At 72.6% G+C, this 20,843-nt stretch carries 18 protein-coding genes and 1 pseudogene; 11 read left to right on the top strand and 8 right to left on the bottom strand.

Going from position 1 to position 20,843, the window contains the following annotated elements:
- The first annotated feature begins 78 nt into the window (after positions 1-78).
- The 9 genes and pseudogenes from ACZ6ZT_RS27220 to ACZ6ZT_RS27180 all read left to right on the top strand — a co-directional run bounded on the left by ACZ6ZT_RS27220 (position 79) and on the right by ACZ6ZT_RS27180 (position 9,481).
- A complete protein-coding gene (locus ACZ6ZT_RS27220) occupies positions 79-912 on the top strand; it encodes an ABC transporter ATP-binding protein (protein WP_469722604.1) in 834 nt (277 codons plus the stop codon).
- Positions 909-2,570, top strand: coding sequence for a transporter (locus tag ACZ6ZT_RS27215; RefSeq protein ID WP_469722603.1), 1,662 nt, complete (start codon positions 909-911; stop codon positions 2,568-2,570). Before ACZ6ZT_RS27220 ends, ACZ6ZT_RS27215 begins: the two co-directional genes overlap by 4 nt.
- A 133-nt stretch (positions 2,571-2,703) precedes the next feature.
- Positions 2,704-3,177, top strand: coding sequence for an SseB family protein (locus ACZ6ZT_RS27210; protein ID WP_469722602.1), 474 nt, complete (start codon positions 2,704-2,706; stop codon positions 3,175-3,177).
- Complete coding sequence (locus ACZ6ZT_RS27205) at positions 3,174-3,758, top strand: hypothetical protein (RefSeq protein ID WP_469722601.1); 585 nt, start codon at positions 3,174-3,176, stop codon at positions 3,756-3,758. The genes ACZ6ZT_RS27210 and ACZ6ZT_RS27205 overlap by 4 nt, the downstream gene beginning before the upstream one ends.
- Positions 3,755-5,647, top strand: a complete 1,893-nt coding sequence (locus tag ACZ6ZT_RS27200) for a putative T7SS-secreted protein (RefSeq protein WP_469722600.1) — start codon at positions 3,755-3,757, stop codon at positions 5,645-5,647. Before ACZ6ZT_RS27205 ends, ACZ6ZT_RS27200 begins: the two co-directional genes overlap by 4 nt.
- The gene (locus ACZ6ZT_RS27195) at positions 5,593-8,310 is read left to right on the top strand and encodes a polymorphic toxin type 28 domain-containing protein (RefSeq protein WP_469722599.1); all 2,718 of its coding nucleotides are present in this window, start codon (positions 5,593-5,595) and stop codon (positions 8,308-8,310) included. The genes ACZ6ZT_RS27200 and ACZ6ZT_RS27195 overlap by 55 nt, the downstream gene beginning before the upstream one ends.
- 26 nt (positions 8,311-8,336) lie before the next feature.
- Positions 8,337-8,753, top strand: a complete 417-nt coding sequence (locus ACZ6ZT_RS27190; protein WP_469722598.1) for a contact-dependent growth inhibition system immunity protein — start codon at positions 8,337-8,339, stop codon at positions 8,751-8,753.
- A gap of 337 nt (positions 8,754-9,090) precedes the next feature.
- Positions 9,091-9,252: pseudogene (locus ACZ6ZT_RS27185) on the top strand (Scr1 family TA system antitoxin-like transcriptional regulator); the annotation flags it as partial.
- Between the two features lie 13 nt (positions 9,253-9,265).
- Positions 9,266-9,481 (top strand): DUF397 domain-containing protein, encoded by a 216-nt coding sequence (locus ACZ6ZT_RS27180; protein WP_469722597.1) that lies wholly within the window; start codon positions 9,266-9,268, stop codon positions 9,479-9,481.
- Here ACZ6ZT_RS27180 and ACZ6ZT_RS27175 read toward each other — a convergent pair.
- Both ACZ6ZT_RS27175 and ACZ6ZT_RS27170 read right to left on the bottom strand, forming a co-directional pair.
- Positions 9,462-10,334 (bottom strand): alpha/beta fold hydrolase, encoded by an 873-nt coding sequence (locus tag ACZ6ZT_RS27175; RefSeq protein ID WP_469722596.1) that lies wholly within the window; start codon positions 10,332-10,334, stop codon positions 9,462-9,464. The two genes, ACZ6ZT_RS27180 and ACZ6ZT_RS27175, sit on opposite strands and share 20 nt — an antisense overlap.
- A gap of 291 nt (positions 10,335-10,625) precedes the next feature.
- Positions 10,626-11,318, bottom strand: coding sequence for a metal-dependent transcriptional regulator (locus tag ACZ6ZT_RS27170; RefSeq protein ID WP_469722594.1), 693 nt, complete (start codon positions 11,316-11,318; stop codon positions 10,626-10,628).
- Between the two features lie 275 nt (positions 11,319-11,593).
- Here ACZ6ZT_RS27170 and ACZ6ZT_RS27165 point away from each other — a divergent pair, with 275 nt between their 5' ends.
- Entirely contained in the window at positions 11,594-12,349 is a 756-nt protein-coding gene (locus tag ACZ6ZT_RS27165; RefSeq protein WP_469722593.1) for an SIS domain-containing protein, read from the top strand.
- Between the two features lie 33 nt (positions 12,350-12,382).
- Here ACZ6ZT_RS27165 and ACZ6ZT_RS27160 read toward each other — a convergent pair whose 3' ends face one another.
- Entirely contained in the window at positions 12,383-13,696 is a 1,314-nt protein-coding gene (locus tag ACZ6ZT_RS27160; protein ID WP_469722591.1) for a PAS domain-containing protein, read from the bottom strand.
- Positions 13,697-14,105: 409 nt separating this feature from the next.
- Positions 14,106-14,768 carry a pyridoxamine 5'-phosphate oxidase gene (pdxH, locus tag ACZ6ZT_RS27155; RefSeq protein WP_469722724.1) on the bottom strand — a complete coding sequence of 221 codons (663 nt, stop codon included), beginning with the start codon at positions 14,766-14,768 and terminating at the stop codon, positions 14,106-14,108.
- Between the two features lie 211 nt (positions 14,769-14,979).
- Here pdxH and ACZ6ZT_RS27150 point away from each other — a divergent pair, with 211 nt between their 5' ends.
- Positions 14,980-16,086 (top strand): citrate synthase 2, encoded by a 1,107-nt coding sequence (locus ACZ6ZT_RS27150; protein ID WP_469722590.1) that lies wholly within the window; start codon positions 14,980-14,982, stop codon positions 16,084-16,086.
- 88 nt (positions 16,087-16,174) lie between these two features.
- Here the strand turns inward: ACZ6ZT_RS27150 and ACZ6ZT_RS27145 are convergent, their stop codons facing one another.
- From ACZ6ZT_RS27145 to ACZ6ZT_RS27130, 4 genes are all read right to left on the bottom strand, one after another.
- A complete protein-coding gene (locus ACZ6ZT_RS27145) occupies positions 16,175-16,801 on the bottom strand; it encodes a TetR/AcrR family transcriptional regulator (RefSeq protein ID WP_469722588.1) in 627 nt (208 codons plus the stop codon).
- Positions 16,789-17,541 carry an enoyl-CoA hydratase family protein gene (locus ACZ6ZT_RS27140; RefSeq protein WP_469722587.1) on the bottom strand — a complete coding sequence of 251 codons (753 nt, stop codon included), beginning with the start codon at positions 17,539-17,541 and terminating at the stop codon, positions 16,789-16,791. The genes ACZ6ZT_RS27145 and ACZ6ZT_RS27140 overlap by 13 nt, the downstream gene beginning before the upstream one ends.
- A 242-nt stretch (positions 17,542-17,783) precedes the next feature.
- The gene (locus ACZ6ZT_RS27135; RefSeq protein ID WP_469722586.1) at positions 17,784-18,941 is read right to left on the bottom strand and encodes an acyl-CoA dehydrogenase family protein; all 1,158 of its coding nucleotides are present in this window, start codon (positions 18,939-18,941) and stop codon (positions 17,784-17,786) included.
- A complete protein-coding gene (locus ACZ6ZT_RS27130) occupies positions 18,938-20,839 on the bottom strand; it encodes an acetyl/propionyl/methylcrotonyl-CoA carboxylase subunit alpha (RefSeq protein ID WP_469722584.1) in 1,902 nt (633 codons plus the stop codon). Before ACZ6ZT_RS27130 ends, ACZ6ZT_RS27135 begins: the two co-directional genes overlap by 4 nt.
- Positions 20,840-20,843 lie beyond the last annotated feature (4 nt).

Raw genomic sequence — 20,843 nt, 5'->3', positions numbered from 1 at the left:
CGTAACTGCTCCTGTCCTCCCCCCTCCTCCTATGGTGAGGAACGTACGACCACGGGGATGAGAACGAGAGGCAGGCGCATGCCGGACCAGGGTTATGCGGCAGACGGGACGAACGGGACGGACGGTGCGCGACCCGCACCGTCCCCCGTCGCGGCGGTACGCGTAGAGGGGCTGTGGAAGCGGTTCGGCGAGCAGGTGGCCGTCGGGGGGATCGATCTGGAGCTGCCCGCGGGCCGGTTCATCGGGCTCGTCGGCCCCAACGGCGCCGGCAAGACCACCACCCTCTCGATGATCACGGGGCTGCTGCGCCCCGACATGGGCCGGGTGCTCGTCGCCGGACACGACGTGTGGGCCGACACCGTCGAGGTGAAGCGGCGGATCGGCGTGCTGCCCGAGGGCCTGCGCATGTTCGAGCGCCTCTCCGGCCGCGAACTGCTCGGCTACATGGGCAGGCTGCGCGGGCTGGCGGGCGAGGAGACGGACAAGCGGGCCACGCAGCTGCTGGACGTCCTCGACCTGGCGGGCGCGCAGCACAAGCTCGTCGTCGACTACTCCACGGGCATGCGCAAGAAGATCGGCCTGGCGGCGGCGCTGCTGCACAACCCCGAAGTCCTCTTCCTCGACGAGCCGTTCGAGGGCGTCGACCCGGTGTCGGCGCAGACCATCCGTGGGGTGCTGGAACGTTACACCGCGTCCGGTGCGACCGTCGTGTTCTCCTCCCACGTGATGGAGCTCGTCGAATCGCTCTGCGACTGGGTGGCCGTCATGGCCGCCGGGCAGATCCGCGCCGCCGGCCCGCTGGCCGACGTACGGGGTTCCGCGCCGTCGCTGCAGAGCGCCTTCCTCGAACTCGTCGGCGCCCGCGACCACGCCACCGGCGACTCCCTCGACTGGCTCGGCGGCGCCCGATGAGCGCGGCGGGTACGGGGGCGGGGGTCCTGAAGGCGGCGGCGCCCGCGCAGGGCGACGCGGCCGTCGAGCCCTCGCTCACCCCGCTGTTCGTCCGGCTGAAGCTGTCCCTGCTGCGCAACGGGCTCAAGGGGTCCTCGAAGCGCAAGGCCGTGTGGATCTCCAACCTGGTCTTCTGCGTCGTCGTCGGTGTCTTCGCCGCCCTCGGCCTGTCCGCCCTGCACGGCCACACCCACGCCGGCACGGTCGTCGTCCTGCTCGCGGCGCTCACGGCCCTCGCCTGGAGCGTCATGCCGCTCTTCTTCCCCACCGGGGACGAGACGCTCGACCCGAGCCGGCTCGTGATGCTGCCGCTGCGCCCGCGTCCGCTCGTACGGGCCCTGCTGGCCTCCTCGCTCGTCGGCATCGGCCCGCTGTTCACGCTCTGCCTGGCCGTCGGCTCGATGGTGGCGGTGGCGGCGGGCGCGGCCGGCGCGGTGGCGGCGGTGGTGGCCGTACCGCTGCTGCTGCTCTCCTGCGTGGCGCTGGCCCGCGCCGTGGCCACCGCGAACGTGCGGCTGCTGTCCAGCCGCAAGGGGCGTGACCTCGCGGTGCTGAGCGGGCTGGTCATCGCGGTCGGCGCCCAGCTGGTCAACTTCGGCAGCCAGCGCCTCCTCCAGCAGGGCGGTCTGACCCAGCTGGAGCCGGTCGAGGCCGTGGTGCGGTGGCTGCCGCCCGCGACGGCCGTCGGCATGGTCGACTCCGCCGGCCGGGGCGCGTACGGCACGGCCGCCGCCCAGCTCGGGCTCACCGTGGCCGCGCTGGCGGGGCTGCTGTGGTCGTGGGAGCGCAGCCTGACCAAACTGATGGTCACCCCGGACGGCTCGACCCTGATGGCCGTGACGGCCGGCAAGGAACGGGAGAACGCGGGCGGGGTCTGGTCCTTCCTCCCGGCCGGGCGCACCGGCGCGGTCATGCAGCGCACCCTGCGCTACGTGGTGCGCGACCCGAAGACGAAGTCGGCCTGGGTGAGCGCGCTCGCGGTCGGCCTGATCGTGCCGGTCTTCAACGCCCTGCAGGGCACGGGCTCCATCTACCTCGCCTGCTTCGGCTCGGGGATGCTCGGCGTACAGATGTACAACCAGTTCGGGCAGGACACCTCCGCCTTCTGGATGGTCGCCCAGACCATCTCCGGCCCGCGGGACGCGTACGAGGAACTGCGGGCCCGGGCCGCCGCGCTGGCCCTGGTCGCCGTCCCGTACGCGGTGCTGGTCACGGCGCTCACCGCGGCCCTGATCGGCGACTGGAGCGCTTTCGCGGTGGCCCTCGGGCTGTCCCTGGCGGTGGTGGGCGCGATGCTGTGCACGGGGGCACTGGCCTCGGCGCGCCTGCCGTACTCGATCCCGACGGACGGTGCCTTCAAGAACGTCGCCCCGGGCCAGGCCGGACTCGCCTGGGCGGGCATCTTCGGCGGCATGTTCAGCTCGGCGCTGATCAGCTCGCCGGTGATCGCCCTGGTGATCTGGTTCGCCGCGGCGGACGGCCCCGCCACGCTCCGCTGGACCGTCCTCCCGGCGGGCATCGCCTGGGGCACCCTGACCACCTGGGCAGGCCTCCGCCTGGCAGCCCCCACGGTCTCCCGCAAACTCCCGGAAATCCTCACAGCGGTAAGCAAGGGCTGACCCCCGACGCCAGGGGGACCGCTCCCCTGGCCGGATGTACGCACCGCCGCACCAGACCGTTTGCCCCTCCCGCGCCACCATGCAAAAGTGCGTTCGATTCGCAGGGTTCGGGTGAGGGGTCGGGGACGTTCAGGTGGGGTTCGAAGAGGAATGGGGCCGACTGCGCACCGAGGCGGCGGCCCGGCCGGCGGGGGCCGGGCGAGTGGGGGCCGAGCGGGCGGAGACCGACCCCGCGGGGGCCGAGCCGGCGGCCGAGACACACGGGGCGGCCTGGCAGCGGCTGGCGGAGTTCCGTAACCGGGTGGTCCTCGTACCGCTCGACGAACGCGGGGGCCTGTGGACGGCCGAGGTGGGCGGCCTGGACTGGATCTGCGCCTTCTCGGACGAGGAGGCGCTGTCCCGGTTCGCGGTGGCGCGCGGCGATGCGGGGCGCGAGTGGCCCTTCCGGCAGCTGCGCGGTGCCCCGTTGCTCGACGAAGTGGTGGGGGCGCTGGACTTCCCGTGCGGAGTGGCACTGAATCCGGCGGGCCCGGACGGGATGGTGTTCCCGCCGGTGCGCGGCATCGTCCCGGACGTCGTTGCGGTCGACGGCGAGGTGGCGGCATGAGCGGCGAGCAGCCCGATCTCGACGTGTCGCAGACGGCGTTGGCACAGATCGCGCAGGGCATCACGGACAGCCTGGCGGAGCTGCAGGAACTCGGCTCCACCGGGACGGCCCTCCTGGGCAACGGCTTCTCGGAGCTGAAACTGACCGGCTTGCAGAGCGGCCACTCCGGCCTGACCTCGCAACTGGACGCGTTCTGCGAACGCTGGGGCTGGGGCGTGCGCAGTTTGGTCCAGCAGGCGAACGTCTTCGCGGCCCACGTGGGCCTGTCGGCGGGACTGGTCTACGAGCACGACCATTACGTCCAGGGCGCCTTCAAGGTCCTGGCGAACTCCGTGGTCGGCGGCAGTCCGTACGCATCGGAAAAGGACGTGATCGACAAGGACTGGGGAGACGTCCTGTCCGACAACCCGTACACGAACCTGCGCGATCCCGACTACAGCGCGGCTTCCCTGGCCGAGGCCAGGGCGAACAGCGACCGGGCGTGGCAGCAGACCTGGGAGGACGTCGCGCCGAGCCGCGAGCCCGCGGCCGAGAGGCTGGCGGAGGCCTACCGCGAGCAGGCGGAGCGTGAGCAGCGGTGACGGACTGGGGCAAACTCGTCGACACGGGTCTCGGGAAGCTGGAGGACACCTGGGACGCGGCGAAGAAGAAGGCCGGCGAGGAGGTCGACAAGGCCAGTGACAGTCTCGGCGGCGTCCTCGACCGCGTGGGCGCCCATGGCCTGGCGGACCGGGTCGAGGACGCGGGTGACGCCATCGCCTCGGGCCTCGGGGCCTCCGTACGCGAGCAGTTGCTCGGGCAGACCGATCAGGCGAACGAGCTGGTGCACGGCTCGCCGTCGGCGATCCGCGCGACCGCGGCGCACCTGAAGGACTTCCAGTCGGCCTTCGACAACGTCGGCCAGGGTATGAAGGCACTGGATTCCGGCCAATGGAAGGGCGCGGCAGCCGACGCCTTCAGGGCCAAGTTCGCCGTACAGCCCACCGGTTGGCTGCACGCCGCCGACGCCTGTCAGGCGGCGGGCGGCGCGCTGGAACACTACGCGGAGACGGTGGAGTGGGCGCAGGGACAGGCCGACCAGGCCATCGCGCTGCACAAGCAGGCGGTCAAGGCCCACAAGGACGCCGAGGACGCCTACACCCGGCAGGCCGACGCCTACCGGGCGACCGCCCTGGCCGGAAAGAACCCCGGACCGGTCCCCGTACAGGACATCGACGCGGGGCGGGCCGACGCGAAGCGGGCCCAGGAGATCCTGGACGAGGCCCGGCGCCAGCGCGATGACGCCGCGGACGCCGCGGGCCGTGCCCTGAAGGCGGCGCTGGAGCACGCCCCACCCGCGCCGTCGGCACGCGAGCAGGCCGTGGCGATGGTCACCGATCAGGCGGCCGGCCAGGCCCTGGAGCTGGACCACGTCATCGGCGGAGCCATCCAGGGCACCGCGGGGACGATCAACTTCGCACGCGGGCTGAGCCCCTTCGACTCCTACAACATCACCCACCCCGCCGAGTACCACCAGAACGTCAACATGACCCTGGCCGGGCTGGTCTCCGCCCCGGCCCGTCCCGACCGCGTCGTCAGCGCTCTCGTCTCCCCCTTCCTCGACGACCCGTACGAGGCCACCGGCCGGCTCCTCCCCGAACTCATCGGCGCCAAGGGGACCGGCGGCGCCATCCGGGCGGCGGGTGCCACGGCGGCCAAGACCGCGACCCGGGAGGCGGTGGAGGCCGAAGCCCGGGCCGCGGCTCGGGCCAGGGCCGAGCTGAAGTGCGTGGGCGACCCCGTCGAGGTGGCCACGGGCCGGATGGTCCTGCCGCAGACCGACCTGGTCCTGCCGGGCTCCCTGCCGCTCGTCTTCACCCGGACCTTCGAGTCCTCGTACCGTACGGGCCGCTGGTTCGGCCCGGCATGGGTATCCACCGTCGACCAGCGGCTGGAGGCCGACGAGGAGGGCCTCGTCCTCGTCCGCGAGGACGGCAGCCTGCTCGCCTACCCGCACCCCGAACCGGGGGTCCCCGTACTGCCCGCCCACGGGCAGCGCTGGCCGCTCGTCCTGGACGCGGACGGCGGTTACACGGTCACCGATCCGGAGAGCGGCCTCGTGCGCCACTTCTCGGACGACGGGTTGCTCACGCAGCTCGACGACCGGGGCGGTGCCTGGATCTCCTTCTCCTATGACGCGTCGGGCGCCCCGATGTCCCTGTCCCACAGCGGCGGTTACGAGGTGCGCCTCGCCACGTCGGACGGGCGGGTCACCGGGCTCTCCCTCGGTGACGGCACCGAGGTCCTGCGCTACGGCTACACGGACGGCCACCTCACCCATGTCACCGATTCGTCCGGCCGGCCGCTGCGGTTCGGCTACGACGGGCGCGGCGGATCACCTCGTGGACCGACACCAACGGCCGGCGTTTCGACTACGTGTACGACGAGCGGGACCGCTGCGTCGCCCAGTCCGGCGGCAACGGCCACCTGAACGTCCGCTTCGCGTACGAGGACGGGGTCACCGTCCTCACCGACTCCCTCGGGCACACCACCCGCTTCCTCATCGACGACCACGCCCGGGTCATCGCCGAGACCGATCCGACCGGCGCCACGACCCGCTCCGCCCACGACGCCGTGGGCCGGCTGCTCAGCCGTACCGACGCGCTCGGGCACACGACCCGCTTCACGTACGACGACGCCGGACGTCTGGTCTCCGTACTCCGTCCGGACGGCGGCGAGGTCCGGGCGGCCTACGACGCACGCGGTCTGCCGGTGGAGATCGTCCAGCCGGACGGCCGGGTGTTCCGCGCCACCTACGACGAGCGCGGCAACCGCACGTCCGCCACCGCACCGGCGGGCACCACCACCCGCTTCGGCTACGACGCCCGCGGGCACCTGGCGTCGGTGACGGACACCCTCGGCGCGTCCACCACCGTGCGCTGTGACCCGGCGGGGCTGCCGCTGGAGATCGTCGACCCTCTGGGAGCGGCCACCCGGTACACCCGCGACGCCTTCGGCCGGCCGGTCAGCGTCACCGATCCCCTCGGCCACACCACCCGCCTCACCTGGAGCGTGGAGGGCCGCCTGATGCGCCGGGAGAACCCCGACGGCAGCGCGGAGTCCTGGACGTACGACGGCGAGGGCAACTGCGTCACCCACACGGACGCGCTGGGCGGGGTGACGGTCTCCGAGTACGGGGACTTCGACCTCCTGACCGCCCGCACCGGCCCGGACGGCGTCCGGCACACCTTCACCCACGACTCCGAGCTGCGCCTGACCGGCGTCACCAACCCGCAGGGCCTGACCTGGTCCTACACCTACGACCCGGCCGGCCGGCTCGCCGCGGAGACGGACTTCGACGGCCGGACGCTGACGTACGCGTACGACCCGGCGGGCCGCCTGGCCTCCCGGACGAACGCGGCCGGCGCGTGCACCACGTACGCCCACGACTCCCTCTCCCGGCTGCTCTGCAAGGAGACCGCGGACGGCACCACCTCCTACTCCTACGACGCCTTCGGCGAGCTGGAGCGGGCGGTCTCCCACGACGGGACGACCCTCGTCCGGAAGCGGGACCCTCACGGGCGGCTCCTCTCGGAGTCGGTGGACGGCCGTACGGTCTCGTACGCGTACGACGCCCTGGGGCGGCGCTCCGGCCGCACCACGCCCGGCGGCGCCCGCTCCGAGTGGACGTACGACGCGGCCGGACGCCGCACCGCGCTCACCGCGTCGGGCCGCACGCTCGCCTTCGAGCGGGACGCCGTGGGCCGCGAGGTCACGCGCGTCCTGGGGGCGGGGCTCGCGCTGGCCCAGGCGTACGACACCCTCGGCCGCCTCACCGGCCAGCATCTGACCGGCCAGGACGGCCGCACCCTCCAGCGCCGCGGGTACGCGTACCGGGCCGACGGCGCCCTCACCTCGGTCGACGACGCCCTCGCGGGTCCGAGCACCTTCACCCTGGACGCGGCGGCCCGCGTCACCGCCGTCGAGGCACCGAACTGGTCGGAGCGCTACGCGTACGACGAAGCCGGCAACCAGACGAGCGCCGCCTGGCCGACCCGCCACCCGGGCACCGAGGCCCACGGCGCCCGTACCTACACGGGTACGCGGATCACCTCGGCGGGCGCGGTCCGCTACGAGTACGACGCCCTGGGCCGCACGGTGCTGCGCCAGAAGCGCCGCCCCTCCCGCAAGCCGGACACCTGGCGCTACGAGTGGGACGCGGATGACCGCATGACCGGGGTCACGACCCCCGACGGCACGGTGTGGCGCTACCGCTACGACGCGCTGGGCCGCCGCACGGCGAAGCAGCGCCTGGCGGCCTCGGGCGAGGTGGCGCAGGAAACCCGTTTCACGTGGGACGGCACGACCCTCTGCGAGGAGACCACGGGCCCGGTCACCCTCACCTGGACCCACGACGGCCTCCACCCCCTCACCCAGGCGGAACGCGTCCTCGGCACCACGGACGAGCGCTTCTTCGCCATCGTCACGGACCTCATCGGCACCCCGAAGGAGCTGATATCCGAGTCGGGCGAGATCGCCTGGCGCTCCCGCTCCACCCTCTGGGGCACCACCACCTGGCCCCGGGACGCCGAGGCGTACACCCCCCTCCGCTTCCCGGGCCAGTACTTCGACCCCGAATCGGGCCTCCACCACAACTACTTCCGCACCTACGACCCGGAAACGGCCCGCTACCTCACCCCAGACCCCCTGGGCCTCACCCCGTCCCCAAACCCGAACACGTACGTCGACAACCCCCACACGTGGTCGGACCCGCTGGGGCTGAGCCCCTGCCCCAAACTGGGGCTGAGCGAAGATGCGATACGCGCGATAGAGAAACTGGAGAACATCAAGGCCGACCCCGTGGGTGACATAAATTCTAAACCCCGGCACAATCACTACGATGCCGCCCGCCGGGAAGCTGCCGGCGAGGTCGTAGCAAGAAAGAAAGACGGTACACCATTCGACCATATAGCCGACTTGACGAATGCACGGAACGGCTTGGATAGAATCAGAAGGACGCTAGAGCGCGAAATTCAAAACTTACCCCCCACCCTAACCGATCGTGGACTTGAGGTCCTCATCAACAAGAGGAAGGATGTTATCCAGACCCTAGACCGCCTCAACGGATTCCTGCACTCAATCGGACATCGATGAAGTCCCGTACCAACCGAAAGCGAAAAATGCACGTCGATTTTGACGCGACTCGCTCCATCGAAGACCTCGAGGGAGACCGCTGGGGTGCCCCACCGAGCGGATCGACCGGACTCGTTCGCGCAGTATACGAACTCAGGCAGCGGCCTCTCGCAAGCCTATCGGCTTATGAACTGTCGAGGCTCATCGGGCAGGATGTCGGGCTCCGCTGGACACTGGCCCTCGCGCTGGAAATTCTGCACACCACAGTGGAGGCCAATAACCGAGGGGGCTTCTACGATGACGAGCTCTTGACAGCCGCCCTTGGCCGGAATGCTGAAGTCTGGGAGGAATTTCCGGAGCTGGCAGCAGAATTGAGGGAAATCGTAACCCTCTTGAAAGACCTCGCCCCCGAAGTCACACGCGAAGTCCGACGCTTCTTGAAGGCACTTGAGGGCTCGGCTTGATCCCCGTGTTCGGTCAGCTGTCCAGGTGGGCGGTTTCCACGCCCGTGTCGCCACCTCGAAGGACATGCAGCTGATCCTCGGGGCTCTGGACGCCGCCGCGGCCCTGCTGGCCGCCCAGGGGGAGCGTCGAGGTTTCGGGGGATCGATGGTTCCCAAAGTGCGTGGAAAGCGCACCTGTTGATCCTCATGAGAAGCCTGCCGTGTGAAGTCCGCCAGCCGGGGAGACGCGGGCTCTTGTGGTGGAGCGTCGAGGATGGGGGCGTACGAGGAGCAGGCCGCGGCCTGCGTCGGCGTTGTCGGTGCGGGAGGTGGAGGGTATTGACCCAGGACCACCGTCGGCGGACCGGCGGTGACCGGTGCGCAGCTGAAGCACCTGCTGGACATGAGTGAGCGCGACCACGTCACCATCCGGAGCATCCCATTCGACCGCCTGGAAGCGGTCGCCCTCGGTCCCGCGCACACGCGGCAGCTGATCCACACCATCGCCCGCAACCTGTGAAAAGGACACGCACATGCCCGACGCCGACTGGCAGCGGTCCTCCTACTGTGCGGAGGGCAACTCCTGCGTGTACGTGGCCCGGCCCCCGATCGGCAGCGCCCTCGTCGCCGACTCCCCCGTCCCCCGGGCGGTGCTCGCCGTCTCCCCCGCCGCCTGGGGTGTTTTTGTCCGGGCGGTCGGGGGGAGCGGGGCCGGTAGGTCCGGGGGCGTCAGTGGGTGTTGGTGGTGACGGAGGACAGGAAGGGTTCCAGGGCGGCGCGCCAGGCGGTGGGGTGGTCGTAGTGGAGGTAGTGGCCGGCGTCGGGGATTTCGGCGTACTGGCCCGCCGGGAGGACGCGGACCATCTCCTGGGCCTCCGCGCGGCCCAGTTCGCCGTCGAGGCCGCGCACGACCAGGGTGGGGCAGCGGACCTGGGCCAGTTCCTCCCAGTGCGCGTCGTGCACCCAGGTCTCGCGGGCGGTCAGCATCTGGTGGCGGGAGAAGAGGGGGCGCCAGCCGTCCGGGGCCCGGTGCATGACCTCGGCGAAGAAGGCGCCGCGGCCGGGGTCGGGGCGTTCCACCCGGGGGTCGTCCTCGCCGAACCAGCGGCGGGCGGCGTCCTGGGTGGGGAAGGGCAGGGGCCAGCGGCGGAACCAGTCCTCCCACTCCTGCTGCGAGGCCTCCCCGAGCGCGGACGCCCGCATGTCGCAGATCACCACCGCCTGAACGAGCTCGGGGCGGCGGGCGGCGAGCTGCCAGGCGGTGAGGGCGCCCATGGAGTGGCCGATCAGGACCACGGGGGCCAGGCCGAGCCGGTCGATGACGGCCTCGGCGTCCGCCACGAAGGCCTCGCGGCCCAGGGAGGTCCGGCCGTCGGGGCCGCCGGGGGGCCGCTCGCTGTGGCCGTGCCCGCGCTGGTCCAGCGCCACGACCCGGCGGTCCTCGCCGAGCCAGCGCGCGGTGCCGGCCCAGTGCAGGGCGCGGCCCATCAGGCCATGGAGCAGCAGGACCGGCGGATGCCGGGGCTCCGCGGGCGCTTCCCGGAACTCCCAGGCGGCAAGGCGGACGCCGTCGGCCCCCGTCACATCGATGCGCTGTACCACCGCAGATGCACCCCCTTCGCTCCCGGCCAGACTATCGAACCCGCATTCGAAAACGGGTGTCTCGCCGATAACACCGCTCTTTCGAGTGACCTTGCTCAAGGATTGGCCGCCACTGCCGATGGAGATCCTTTCCATCAGGGAGGCGGGCCGCTCGGGGAAGACGGTCCGAAGGGGATGACCTTGAGAGCTCGGGGCTCCAGGTCAGCCAGGGGAGGACGGGTCCCGGCGCCGAAAGGCGCCGGGACCTTCCCCTGTCTCCTACGGCCGTCTCCTACAGCGTCAGCGTCGGTGTCAGCGCTTGGCGACGAACACGTGCGAGGCGATGTCCGCCCCCAGCTCGGCGGCCTCGCCGCCACTGCCGACCAGCACCCCGCCCGGGGACTCCGTCACGCTCACCACCGAACCGGGCTGCACGCCCGCCCGCCGCAGCGTGTACATCAGCTGGGCGTCGGTCTGGATCGGCTCCCCGATCCGGCGCACGATCACGGTCTTGCCCTCGCTGCCCGGGTCCAGCTCCGAGAGGCTGACCATGCCGTCCTCCAGGAACGGGTCGGCCTCGGCCTTCTCCCCCAGCTCCTCCAGCCCGGGGATCGGGTTCCCGTACGGCGACTCGGTCGGGTGGCGCAGCAGCTCCAGCACGCGCCGCTCCACCGCCTCGCTCATCACGTGCTCCCAGCGGCAGGCCTCGGCGTGCACCTGCTCCCACTCCAGGCCGATGACGTCGACGAGCAGGCACTCCGCGAGGCGGTGCTTGCGCATCACGCGCGTCGCGAGCCGGCGGCCCTCTTCGGTCAGCTCCAGGTGCCGGTCGCTGGCGACCGCCACCAGGCCATCACGCTCCATGCGCGCGACCGTCTGGCTCACCGTCGGACCGCTCTGGTCCAGCCGTTCGGCGATGCGGGCGCGCATGGGGACCACGCCTTCCTCTTCCAGTTCGAGGATGGTGCGGAGATACATCTCCGTGGTATCGATCAGTCCGGACATTCGTGCCCCTCGGATTGCGTGCGCTGGCCCTGCACCAATTCTGACGCATCACACCGACAACCGTCCCGCGCCGAGCGTCAAGGCCTGTACGCGACATGTACGGGGATCTTCACCGGAGCCCCCCTGGCGGCGCCCGCCCACGTGGCCGGGGTTTCGCCCTCGGATTGACGTTCGTATTGACACACTCTTGGTCCAGACCGCACGGTGAGCGGCGGACACCGACGACGGACCGATGACGCAGCCACCGCATCCCACCCTGGAAGGGCCTTCGGCGTATGAGCGAGAGCAAGCTGGCCGGGCAGTTCTTCGACGCGGCCATCGGCCTGCTGGAGCGGGTACGCGAAGAGGAGGGCGGCCGGATCGCCGAGGCGGGGGCCGTGATCGCGCGGGCCGTCGCGTCCGGGAACCGGCTGTTCGCCTTCGGCGCCGGGCACTCCTCGCTGCCCGCTCAGGACGTCGTGTACCGGGCGGGCGGGCTCGCGCTGATGAACTTCCTGGCCGTCCCCGGCACCGCCGGCGTGGACGTCATGCCCGCCACCCTCGGCAGCGCGCTGGAGCGGGTCGACGGCCTCGCCGGAGCGGTCCTGGACAGCAGCCCGGCCTCCGACGGCGACGTGCTCGTGGTCATCTCCCTCTCCGGGCGCAACGCGCTGCCCGTCGAGATGGCCATGAACGCCCGCGCGATCGGCCTCAAGGTCATCGGCGTGACCTCGGTGGCGTACGCGACGGAGACGAAGTCGCGGCACGTCTCGGGCACCTACCTCAAGGACCACTGCGACATCGTCCTCGACAGCAAGATCGCCGTGGGCGACGCCGAGCTGACGGCCGACGGCATCGACGCCCCCTTCGCCCCCGCCTCGACGGTGGTGACCAGCGCGATCATGCAGGCGGTGATGGCGGCGGCGGCCGGCGAGCTGGCCGCGCGCGGCGTGGAGCCGCCGCTGCTGCGCTCGGGCAACGTCGACGGCGGGCACGAGTGGAACGGCCGCGTGATGCGGGAGTACGGCGACCGGATCTTCTTCCGGCACTGAGCGCTGACGGCCGCCGCGCTGAGTTCCGCCGCGCTACCGCGTTCCCGACGCCAGGTCCAGGTCGGCCGCGACCCGGGCCGCCACCTCCTCGGCGTACAGGGCGTCCGCGCGGTCGAACGCCGGGCGCGAGGGGCCGCGTAAGAAGGTCAGGGCGCCCAGGGTGCGGCCGCGGCTGCGGAGCACCGTGCACAGGGCGTGCGTGACCCCCTGCGGCCACTGGCGGGCGCGGGCCCAGTGGCCGGCCGGGGCGCCGCCGGGGGCGCTGGCCCGCACGGGGCCGATCCGGTCGAGCGCCTGGAGCGCGGGGTGGAGGGCCTCGTACCGGACGGGGATCGCGCCGGGCCCCGGCAGCAGCAGGGCCAGCCCGGACGAGGAGACGCCCGAGCGGACGAGCCGCCGCCGCGCACCCGCCTCCTCCAGTACGTCGACCAGCGCGTGTTCCGCGAACCCGGCCAGCGCGAAGTCCAGGCGGACGGCGGCCGCCTCCGCCGGGTCCTCGCATTCGGCGGCGGCCCGCCCCGCCCGGTGCAGCTGGTGGGCCCGGAAGCGCAGCTGCCCGGTGTCCAGCTCGGCCTGCCGGGCCTCGGTGACGTCCTGGAACAGCCAGCCGACCCCGAGCGGCACCGGCTCCTCCCCGAGCGGTGAGGCCAGCCGCAGGAACCCGCTGCGCCAGCAGCGCCGCCGCACCCCCTCCGGGGTCTTCACCGACACCCACAGCTCCAGCGGGGCCGGCGGGGCGCCCTCGGCCAGCACGTGCTGGAGCGCGCCCTCCAGCTCCTCGACGCCCTGGACCAGCAGGTCCCCGAGCGGGCGCCCGAGCAGCGCGGTGCGGCCGGTCCCGAAGGCAAGGGCGGCGTGCGTGTTGACCACCGCCGGGCGCAGGTCCACGTCGACGAGGACGACCCCCCAGGAGGCGTCGTCCAGCAGGGCCTCGCTGAGGGCGATGGAGCGTTCCAGGTCGATCTGGGCGTGCACCTCGCTGAAGGCGCAGTAGACGCCCGCGGGTTTGCCGTCGGCGCCGGGCACCGCGGCGGCCTGGGCGCGGACGAGGATCCGGCCGCCCTCCTTGGTCAGCAGGGCGAACTCGTGGACCTGGCGGCCCGGCGCGTGCTGGGTCGCCATCAGCCGTTCCTGTACGTCGTCGGCGTCGGCGGGGCGGACGGCCCAGCCCGCGAAGCCGCGGCGGCCGACGGCTTCGGCGGCGCTCCAGCCGAGGATCCGTTCGGCCTCGCGGTTCCAGTGGGTGAGCACGCCGTCGGAGTCGAACGCGCACAGGGCGGTGTCCATCCCGTCGAGCAGCGCCGCGAGCAGATCGTCGGCGGTATCGGAACGTCCGGAAGCACTCACCTGGCACCCCCCGCAGGTGTTCGCGTGTGCGGCACGTCAGATCATTGAACTGGAACGTGACCCACACCACATCCGCTTCTCGGAATCGTCCCGGAATGTCCCTGCGGAAAATGGGCTTGAGGACCTCCACGAGGAGGCCTAGGCTCTGCCGTACACGAGAAGGGAGGTGGTTCCCGAAATGTACGGAAACCGGACGCGTGAGGTGACTGCGGGCTAAGGGCCCGTCGTCAGCAACGCACCCAGTGCGGTGCCCGGCGGGATCGCCGAGCGCCAATCCCAAGCAGTCACCCGACCCGCGGGCTCGCCGGTACGTCCGGCCGGCTCCTCTCACTGCAGGAGAGGAACCCGAGCCCGCGGGTCGCCTGCGTTTGCGGGCCCTTTCAGGGCGCAGCCCTCCAGGGCGCCCCCGCTACGGGCAGAGGCGCTCCACGTGCCAGCGCTCGCCGTCGAGGACGTAGCGGAGCCGGTCGTGCAGCCGGTTCTCGTGGCCCTGCCAGAACTCCACCGCGTCGGGCACCACCCGCACCCCGCCCCACTCCGGCGGCACCGGCACCTGCTCGCCCTCCGGGTAGCGCTCCTCCAGCTCCGCGTACCGGCGGTCCAGCTCCGCGCGCGAGGCGATCACCCGGGACTGCTCGCTCGCCCAGGCGCCCAGCTGGGAGCCGTGGGGGCGGGAGCGGAAGTAGGCGGCGGTCTCGTCGCGGCCGACGCGCGCGGCGGTGCCGGTGACGATGACCTGCCGGGCGATCGGGTGCCAGGGGAAGAGCAGGGAGACGTACGGGTTCGCGTCGATCTCCCGGCCCTTGCGGGAGCCGTAGTTCGTGTAGAAGACGAAGCCCCGCTCGTCGAACTGCTTGAGCAGCACCGTACGGGAGCTGGGGCGGCCCTCGGGGGTGGCGGTCGAGACGACCATCGCGTTGGGTTCGAAGACGTGCGCGACCGCGGCCTGCTGGAACCAGCGGGCGAACTGCGTCATGGGGGTGTCGGCCAGCGTCCCCTCGTCGACGAGCTCGGAGCGGTACTGCCTGCGCATGACGGCGGGGTCAAGGTCCTGATGGGTCACGCGGGCCATCCTGCCGCAGCACGGCGACGGGGCGGCGGTGGCGGGTGTGCCGTATGTCACGCTTCCGAAGCCAGGGCCGAACGGACAAAATCTTGGGGCCGGTCCGAGGGTCCCCGCACGGATGACCATCGGCCGTGCCGGGCATCAACGGGGATGACCGCGCCGGACCGCGAATCACGCCGGGAGCCGCGCGTGTTCGCACTATCTGAGGAGCCGCCTGATGTCCGATTTCGTACCCGGACTCGAAGGGGTCGTCGCGTTCGAGACGGAGATCGCCGAGCCCGACAAGGAAGGCGGATCGCTCCGCTACCGCGGGGTGGACATCGAAGACCTGGTCGGCCACGTGTCCTTCGGGAACGTCTGGGGCCTGCTGGTCGACGGTGCGTTCAACCCCGGCCTGCCGGCCGCCGAGCCCTTCCCCATCCCGGTGCACTCGGGCGACATCCGCGTCGACGTACAGTCCGCGCTCGCCATGCTCGCGCCCGTGTGGGGCCTGAAACCGCTGCTCGACATCGACGTGGAGACCGCCCGCGACGACCTCGCGCGGGCCGCCGTCATGGCGCTGTCGTACGTGGCCCAGTCCGCGCGCGGCCAGGGCCTGCCGATGGTGCCGCAGCGCGAGATCGACAAGGCCGAGTCCGTCGTGGAACGGTTCATGATCCGCTGGCGGGGCGAGCCGGACCCCAAGCACGTCAAGGCCGTCGACGCCTACTGGACCTCGGCCGCCGAGCACGGCATGAACGCCTCCACCTTCACCGCGCGGGTCATCGCCTCCACCGGCGCCGATGTCGCGGCGGCGCTGTCGGGGGCGGTCGGTGCCATGTCCGGCCCGCTGCACGGCGGGGCGCCGTCCCGGGTGCTCGGCATGATCGAGGAGATCGAGCGGACCGGCGACGCCGTCGCGTACGTGAAGAAGGCCCTCGACCAGGGCGAGCGGCTGATGGGCTTCGGGCACCGGGTGTACCGGGCCGAGGACCCCCGCGCGCGCGTGCTGCGGCGTACGGCCAAGGAGCTGGACGCGCCGCGCTACGAGGTGGCCGCCGCGCTGGAGAAGGCCGCCCTGGAGGAACTGCACGCCCGCCGGCCCGACCGGGTGCTGGCGACCAACGTGGAGTTCTGGGCCGCCATCATGCTGGACTTCGCGGAGGTCCCGGCGCACATGTTCACCTCCATGTTCAGCTGCGCCCGTACCGCCGGCTGGTCGGCGCACATCCTGGAGCAGAAGCGCACCGGACGGCTGGTGCGGCCGTCGGCCCGCTACATCGGGCCGGGACGGCGCAACCCCTCCGACATCGAGGGGTACGCGGACATCTCCGAGACCGCCTGAGGCCTCCGGCGGATCGGGTTGCCTGGTGAGGGCGCCGCGTCCCGGGTGGGAGGCGGCGCCCTCGGCCGGGGGGCCGGGGGCCGGCCGGCTACGAGAGGGCCGACTCGATGATGCGGGACCACTGGGCGACCACCCGGGCCCGGCGGGCGGTGTCGTCGGTGAGGACGTTGGCCAGGCCGAGGCCCCGGGCCATGTCCAGCAGACCCTGCACGGTCTCCCGTACGCCGGGCACCGACTCGTCGGCGCCGAGGAGTTCGACGGCGATGCGGTGGGTCTCCCGGCCCACGCGGGCCTCCAGCTCGGTGACCCGGGGGCGCAGCTGCTCCTCGTTGGAGGCCGCCACCCACAGCTGGAGGGCGGCGCGGAAGAGCACGCCGGTGTACAGGTCGACCAGCGCCTCCACGACCGCCGGGCGCGGGGCCGGGGCCGCGTGGAACAGCTCGCGCAGGGCGGTGGAGCGTTCCTCGGCGACGTACTCGACGGCCGCCGTGAAGAGGTCCTCCCGGGTCCGGAAGTGGTGCTGGGCCGCGCCCCGCGAGACCCCGGCGCGTTCGGCGACGACGCCGACGGTCGAGCCCGCCCAGCCGTGGTCGGCCAGGCAGGAGACCGCCGCCTCCAGGAGGTGGCGGCGGGTGACGCGGCTACGGGCCTGCTTGGGGTGGCGGGCGTCGGTCGCGGCGGTCGCGGCGGTCGCGGCGGCGGTCACAGCGCCCATGAGGGGTCCCGGCGTTCGAAGCGGGCGGTGATGCCCTCGCGGGCCTCGGCGGAGGCGAAGACGCGTGCGGAGAGTTCCGTCAGGCGCGCGCCGTGCTGGGCGAGGGTGGCCCGGAGTTCGGCGGTGACCAGGGCCTTCGTCTCGGCCAGGGCCTGGGGGGCGGCCTTGCGCAGGCCGTCGAGGAGGGGCTGGAGGGCCTGGTCGAGGTCCACCCCGTCCGGGCCGGTGGTGTGGAGCGTGAGGAGGCCCATGCGGGTCGCCTCGGCGGCGTCGAAGCGTTCGGCGGTCAGGAAGTAGCGGGAGGCCGCGCGGGGGTCGAGCCGGGGCAGCAGGGTCATCGAGATCACGGCCGGGGCGAGGCCGAGGTGGGTCTCCGTGAACGCGTACGAGGACCGCGGGCCGCCGGCGGCGATGTCGCAGGCGCCGAGCAGGCCGAGGCCGCCGGCTCGGACGTGGCCGGTGACGCGGGCGACGACGGGCTTGGGGAGCGCGGCGATCTCGCGGAGCAGGGCGAGGAAGTCGGCGGGGTCGCAGGGGGACTTCAGGTCGGCGCCGGCGCAGAAGGTGGTGCCGGTGTGGGTGAGGACGACCGCGCGGGTCCCGGGGTCGGCGGCGGCGGTGGCGAGGGCGGTGCGAAGTTCGGTGACCAGGGGGGTGGAGAGGGCGTTGCGGTTGGCCGGGGAGTCGAGGGTGAGCGTGGTGATGCCGGGCGCCTGGCCGGCGTGCACTAGGGGGACCATGTCTCCTCCGGAGGGGGCGGGGGCGTCGGGCGGGGGGGCGTCGGGCGGGGTGTGTGGGCGGGGTGTGTGGGCGGGGTCGGGGGTGGGGCCGGGGACGGGGTGGGGTGCGGTCCGGGGCGGGCATGATTTATGGCGCCCTGTCCGCGTCAGAGTGTGCAGGCGGTACCGCGCGCCAACAAATCACGTTTTAGCCCCGGACAGCACCCCACCCCGTCCCCGGCCCCGGCCGCGCCCCAGAGGTCTCAGTACGACTTGGGGAGGCCCAGGGACTGGTGGGAGATGTAGTTGAGGATCATTTCGCGGCTGACCGGGGCGATGCGGGCCACGCGGGAGGCGGTGATGAGGGAGGCCAGGCCGTATTCGCGGGTGAGGCCGTTGCCGCCCAGGGTGTGGACGGACTGGTCGACCGCCCTGACGCAGGCCTCGCCGGCGGCGTACTTGGCCATGTTCGCCGCCTCGCCCGCGCCCATGTCGTCGCCCGCGTCGTAGAGGTGGGCCGCCTTGCGCATCATCAGGGCCGCCAGCTCCAGTTCCACGTGGGCGGCCGCGAGGGGGTGGGCGATGGCCTGGTGGGCGCCGATGGGGTCCTTCCAGACCTGGCGGGTCTTCGCGTAGTCGACGGCCCTGGCGAGGGCGTAGCGGCCCATGCCGATCGCGAAGGCGGCCGTCATGATGCGTTCGGGGTTGAGGCCCGCGAAGAGCTGGAGGAGGCCCGCGTCCTCGTCGCCGACGAGGGCGGAGGCGGGGAGGCGGACCTCGTCCAGGGTGAGTTCGAACTGCTTCTCCGCCGCCTGGAGTTCCATGTCGATCACGGAGCGGGTGAAGCCGGGGGCGTCGCGGGGGACGATGAACAGGCACGGCTTGAGGCGGCCGGTGCGGGAGTCCTCGGTGCGGCCGACGATCAGGGTGGCTTCGGCGATGTCCACGCCGGAGATGAAGACCTTGCGGCCGGTGAGGATCCAGTCGTCGCCGTCGCGGCGGGCGGTGGTGGTGATGCGGTGGGAGTTGGATCCGGCGTCGGGTTCGGTGATGCCGAAGGCCATGGTGCGGGTGCCGTCGGCGAGACCGGGGAGCCAGGTGGCCTTCTGATCCTCGGTGCCGAAGCGGGCGATGACCGTGCCGCAGATGGCCGGGGAGACCACCATCATCAGGAGCGGGCAGCCGGCGGCGCCGAGTTCTTCGAGGACGAGGGAGAGTTCCGTGATGCCGCCGCCCCCGCCGCCGTACTCCTCGGGGAGGTTGACCCCGAGGTAGCCGAGTGCGGCGGCGTCCGCCCACAGCTCGTCGGGGTGGCCGCCCTCGCGGACGACGCGGGCCAGGTAGTCGCGGCCGTACTTCCGGCCGAGGGCGGCCACCGCGGTGCGCAGGGCCTGGTGCTCTTCGGATTCGATGGTGCTCATGCTTCCTCCTGGACTACGGCGAGCAGGGCGCCGAACTCGACCTGTTGGCCGGTGGCGGCGTGGAGCGCGGTGAGCGTGCCGGAGGCGGGGGCGAGGATGCGGTGCTCCATCTTCATGGCCTCCAGCCAGAGCAGGGGCTGCCCGGCCGTGACGGCGTCGCCGAGGGCGAGGCCCTCGGCGACGCGGACGACGGTGCCGGGCATGGGGGCGAGCAGGGAACCCGGTTCGGCGCGGTCCTCGGGATCGGGGAACCGGGGGACGGGGACGAGGGCGTGGGCGCCGAGCGGGGAGTCGACGTAGACCGTGTTCGATTTATGTTTCACGTGGAACACGCGGCGGACGCCGTCGACTTCGAGCGTGACGAGGGTGGGCGTGGCGGTCAGGACGCGGACCCCGGGACGGTCCACGGGGTGGTACCGGACCTCGTAGTCGGTGCCGGCTTCGGTGTAGCGGCGGGTCTGCGGCTGGGAGCGGAGGTTGCGCCAGCCGCCGAGGCGGGCGGCGAGCGGGCCTCCCTCGGCCGGGGCCGCCTCGGCGAGCGCGGCGGCGAGGGCGGCCAGGGTGGCGTCCGGGGCGCCTTCGGTGAGGGCGGGCAGGTGGCGCTCGTAGAAGCCGGTGTCGGGCTGCCCGGCGGTGAACTCCGGGTGGCGCAGGGACCGTACGAGGAGATCGCGGTTGGTGGTGAGGCCGTGGATGCGGGCGCCGGCCAGGGCGTGGGCCAGGACGCGTACCGCCTCGGCGCGGGTCGGGGCGTGGGCAACGACCTTGGCGAGCATCGGGTCGTAGTGGATGCCGACCTGGTCACCGGCGGTGAAGCCGGTGTCGACGCGGACCCCCTCCGGGAGGTCGAGGGTGTGCAGGGTGCCGGTCTGGGGACGCCAGTCCAGGGCCGGGTCCTCGGCGTAGAGGCGGGCCTCGACCGCGTGGCCGACGGGCTCGGGGGGTGTGACCGGGAGCGGTGCGCCCTCGGCGACGCGCAGTTGGAGGGCGACCAGGTCGAGGCCGAAGACGGCTTCGGTGACGGGGTGTTCGACCTGGAGGCGGGTGTTCATCTCCAGGAAGTACGGGCGGCCGTCGGCGGCGAGGAGGAACTCGACGGTTCCCGCGCCCTGGTAGGAGACAGCGCGGGCGGCGGCCACGGCGGCCTCGTGGAGGGTGGTGCGCAGGGCGGGGGGCAGGCCGGGGGCGGGGGCTTCCTCGATGACCTTCTGGTGGCGGCGCTGGAGGGAGCAGTCGCGGGTGCCGAGGGCCCAGACGGTGCCGTGGGCGTCGGCGAGGACCTGCACCTCGACGTGCCGGCCGCGTTCCACGTACGGCTCGGCGAAGACCTCCCCGTCGCCGAAGGCGGAGGCGGCCTCGGCGGCGGCGGCGTCCAGGGACTCCTTGAGGGTGTCGAAGTCGCGTACCACGCGCATGCCGCGGCCGCCGCCGCCCGCCGCGGCCTTCAGGAGCAGGGGCAGGTCGGCCGGGGTGGCGGTGGCCGGGTCGACGGGGTCCAGGAGGGGAACGCCCGCGGCGCGCATGAGGTCCTTGGCGCGGGTCTTGGAGGCCATGGCCTCGATGGCCGCGGGCGGCGGACCGATCCAGGTCAGCCCGGCGGCGAGGACCCGGCGGGCGAAGTCGGCGTTCTCGGAGAGGAAGCCGTAGCCGGGATGGACGGCGTCCGCGCCGGCGGCGAGGGCCGCCGCGATGACCAGGTCGGCGCGCAGGTAGGTGTCGGCGGGGGCGGCGCCCGGGAGGCGTACGGCCGCGTCGGCGCTGCGGACGTGGAGGGCGTCGGCGTCGGGGTCGGAGTGGACGGCGATGGTGGCCAGGCCGAGGGCGCGGGCCGTGCGGAAGATCCGTACGGCGATCTCCCCGCGGTTGGCGACGAGGAGGGAGGTGATCGGGTTCGTCATCTGC

This window comes from Streptomyces sp. NPDC102258 (genome assembly GCF_055584685.1).
Note: the sequence above shows the minus strand (reverse complement) of the source record. Positions and strands in the feature narration are given on the sequence as shown.

Excerpts from the sequence above, each read along its gene's own strand:
- ACZ6ZT_RS27220 (WP_469722604.1), top strand. The coding sequence starts at position 79 with ATGCCGGACCAGGGTTATGCGGCAGACGGGACGAACGGGACGGACGGT.
- ACZ6ZT_RS27215 (WP_469722603.1), top strand. The coding sequence starts at position 909 with ATGAGCGCGGCGGGTACGGGGGCGGGGGTCCTGAAGGCGGCGGCGCCC.
- ACZ6ZT_RS27205 (WP_469722601.1), top strand. The coding sequence starts at position 3,174 with ATGAGCGGCGAGCAGCCCGATCTCGACGTGTCGCAGACGGCGTTGGCA.
- ACZ6ZT_RS27190 (WP_469722598.1), top strand. The coding sequence starts at position 8,337 with ATGCACGTCGATTTTGACGCGACTCGCTCCATCGAAGACCTCGAGGGA.
- ACZ6ZT_RS27180 (WP_469722597.1), top strand. The coding sequence starts at position 9,266 with ATGCCCGACGCCGACTGGCAGCGGTCCTCCTACTGTGCGGAGGGCAAC.
- ACZ6ZT_RS27170 (WP_469722594.1), bottom strand. The coding sequence starts at position 11,318 with ATGTCCGGACTGATCGATACCACGGAGATGTATCTCCGCACCATCCTC.
- ACZ6ZT_RS27165 (WP_469722593.1), top strand. The coding sequence starts at position 11,594 with ATGAGCGAGAGCAAGCTGGCCGGGCAGTTCTTCGACGCGGCCATCGGC.
- pdxH (WP_469722724.1), bottom strand. The coding sequence starts at position 14,768 with ATGGCCCGCGTGACCCATCAGGACCTTGACCCCGCCGTCATGCGCAGG.
- ACZ6ZT_RS27150 (WP_469722590.1), top strand. The coding sequence starts at position 14,980 with ATGTCCGATTTCGTACCCGGACTCGAAGGGGTCGTCGCGTTCGAGACG.
- ACZ6ZT_RS27145 (WP_469722588.1), bottom strand. The coding sequence starts at position 16,801 with ATGGGCGCTGTGACCGCCGCCGCGACCGCCGCGACCGCCGCGACCGAC.
- ACZ6ZT_RS27140 (WP_469722587.1), bottom strand. The coding sequence starts at position 17,541 with ATGGTCCCCCTAGTGCACGCCGGCCAGGCGCCCGGCATCACCACGCTC.
- ACZ6ZT_RS27135 (WP_469722586.1), bottom strand. The coding sequence starts at position 18,941 with ATGAGCACCATCGAATCCGAAGAGCACCAGGCCCTGCGCACCGCGGTG.
- ACZ6ZT_RS27130 (WP_469722584.1), bottom strand. The coding sequence starts at position 20,839 with ATGACGAACCCGATCACCTCCCTCCTCGTCGCCAACCGCGGGGAGATC.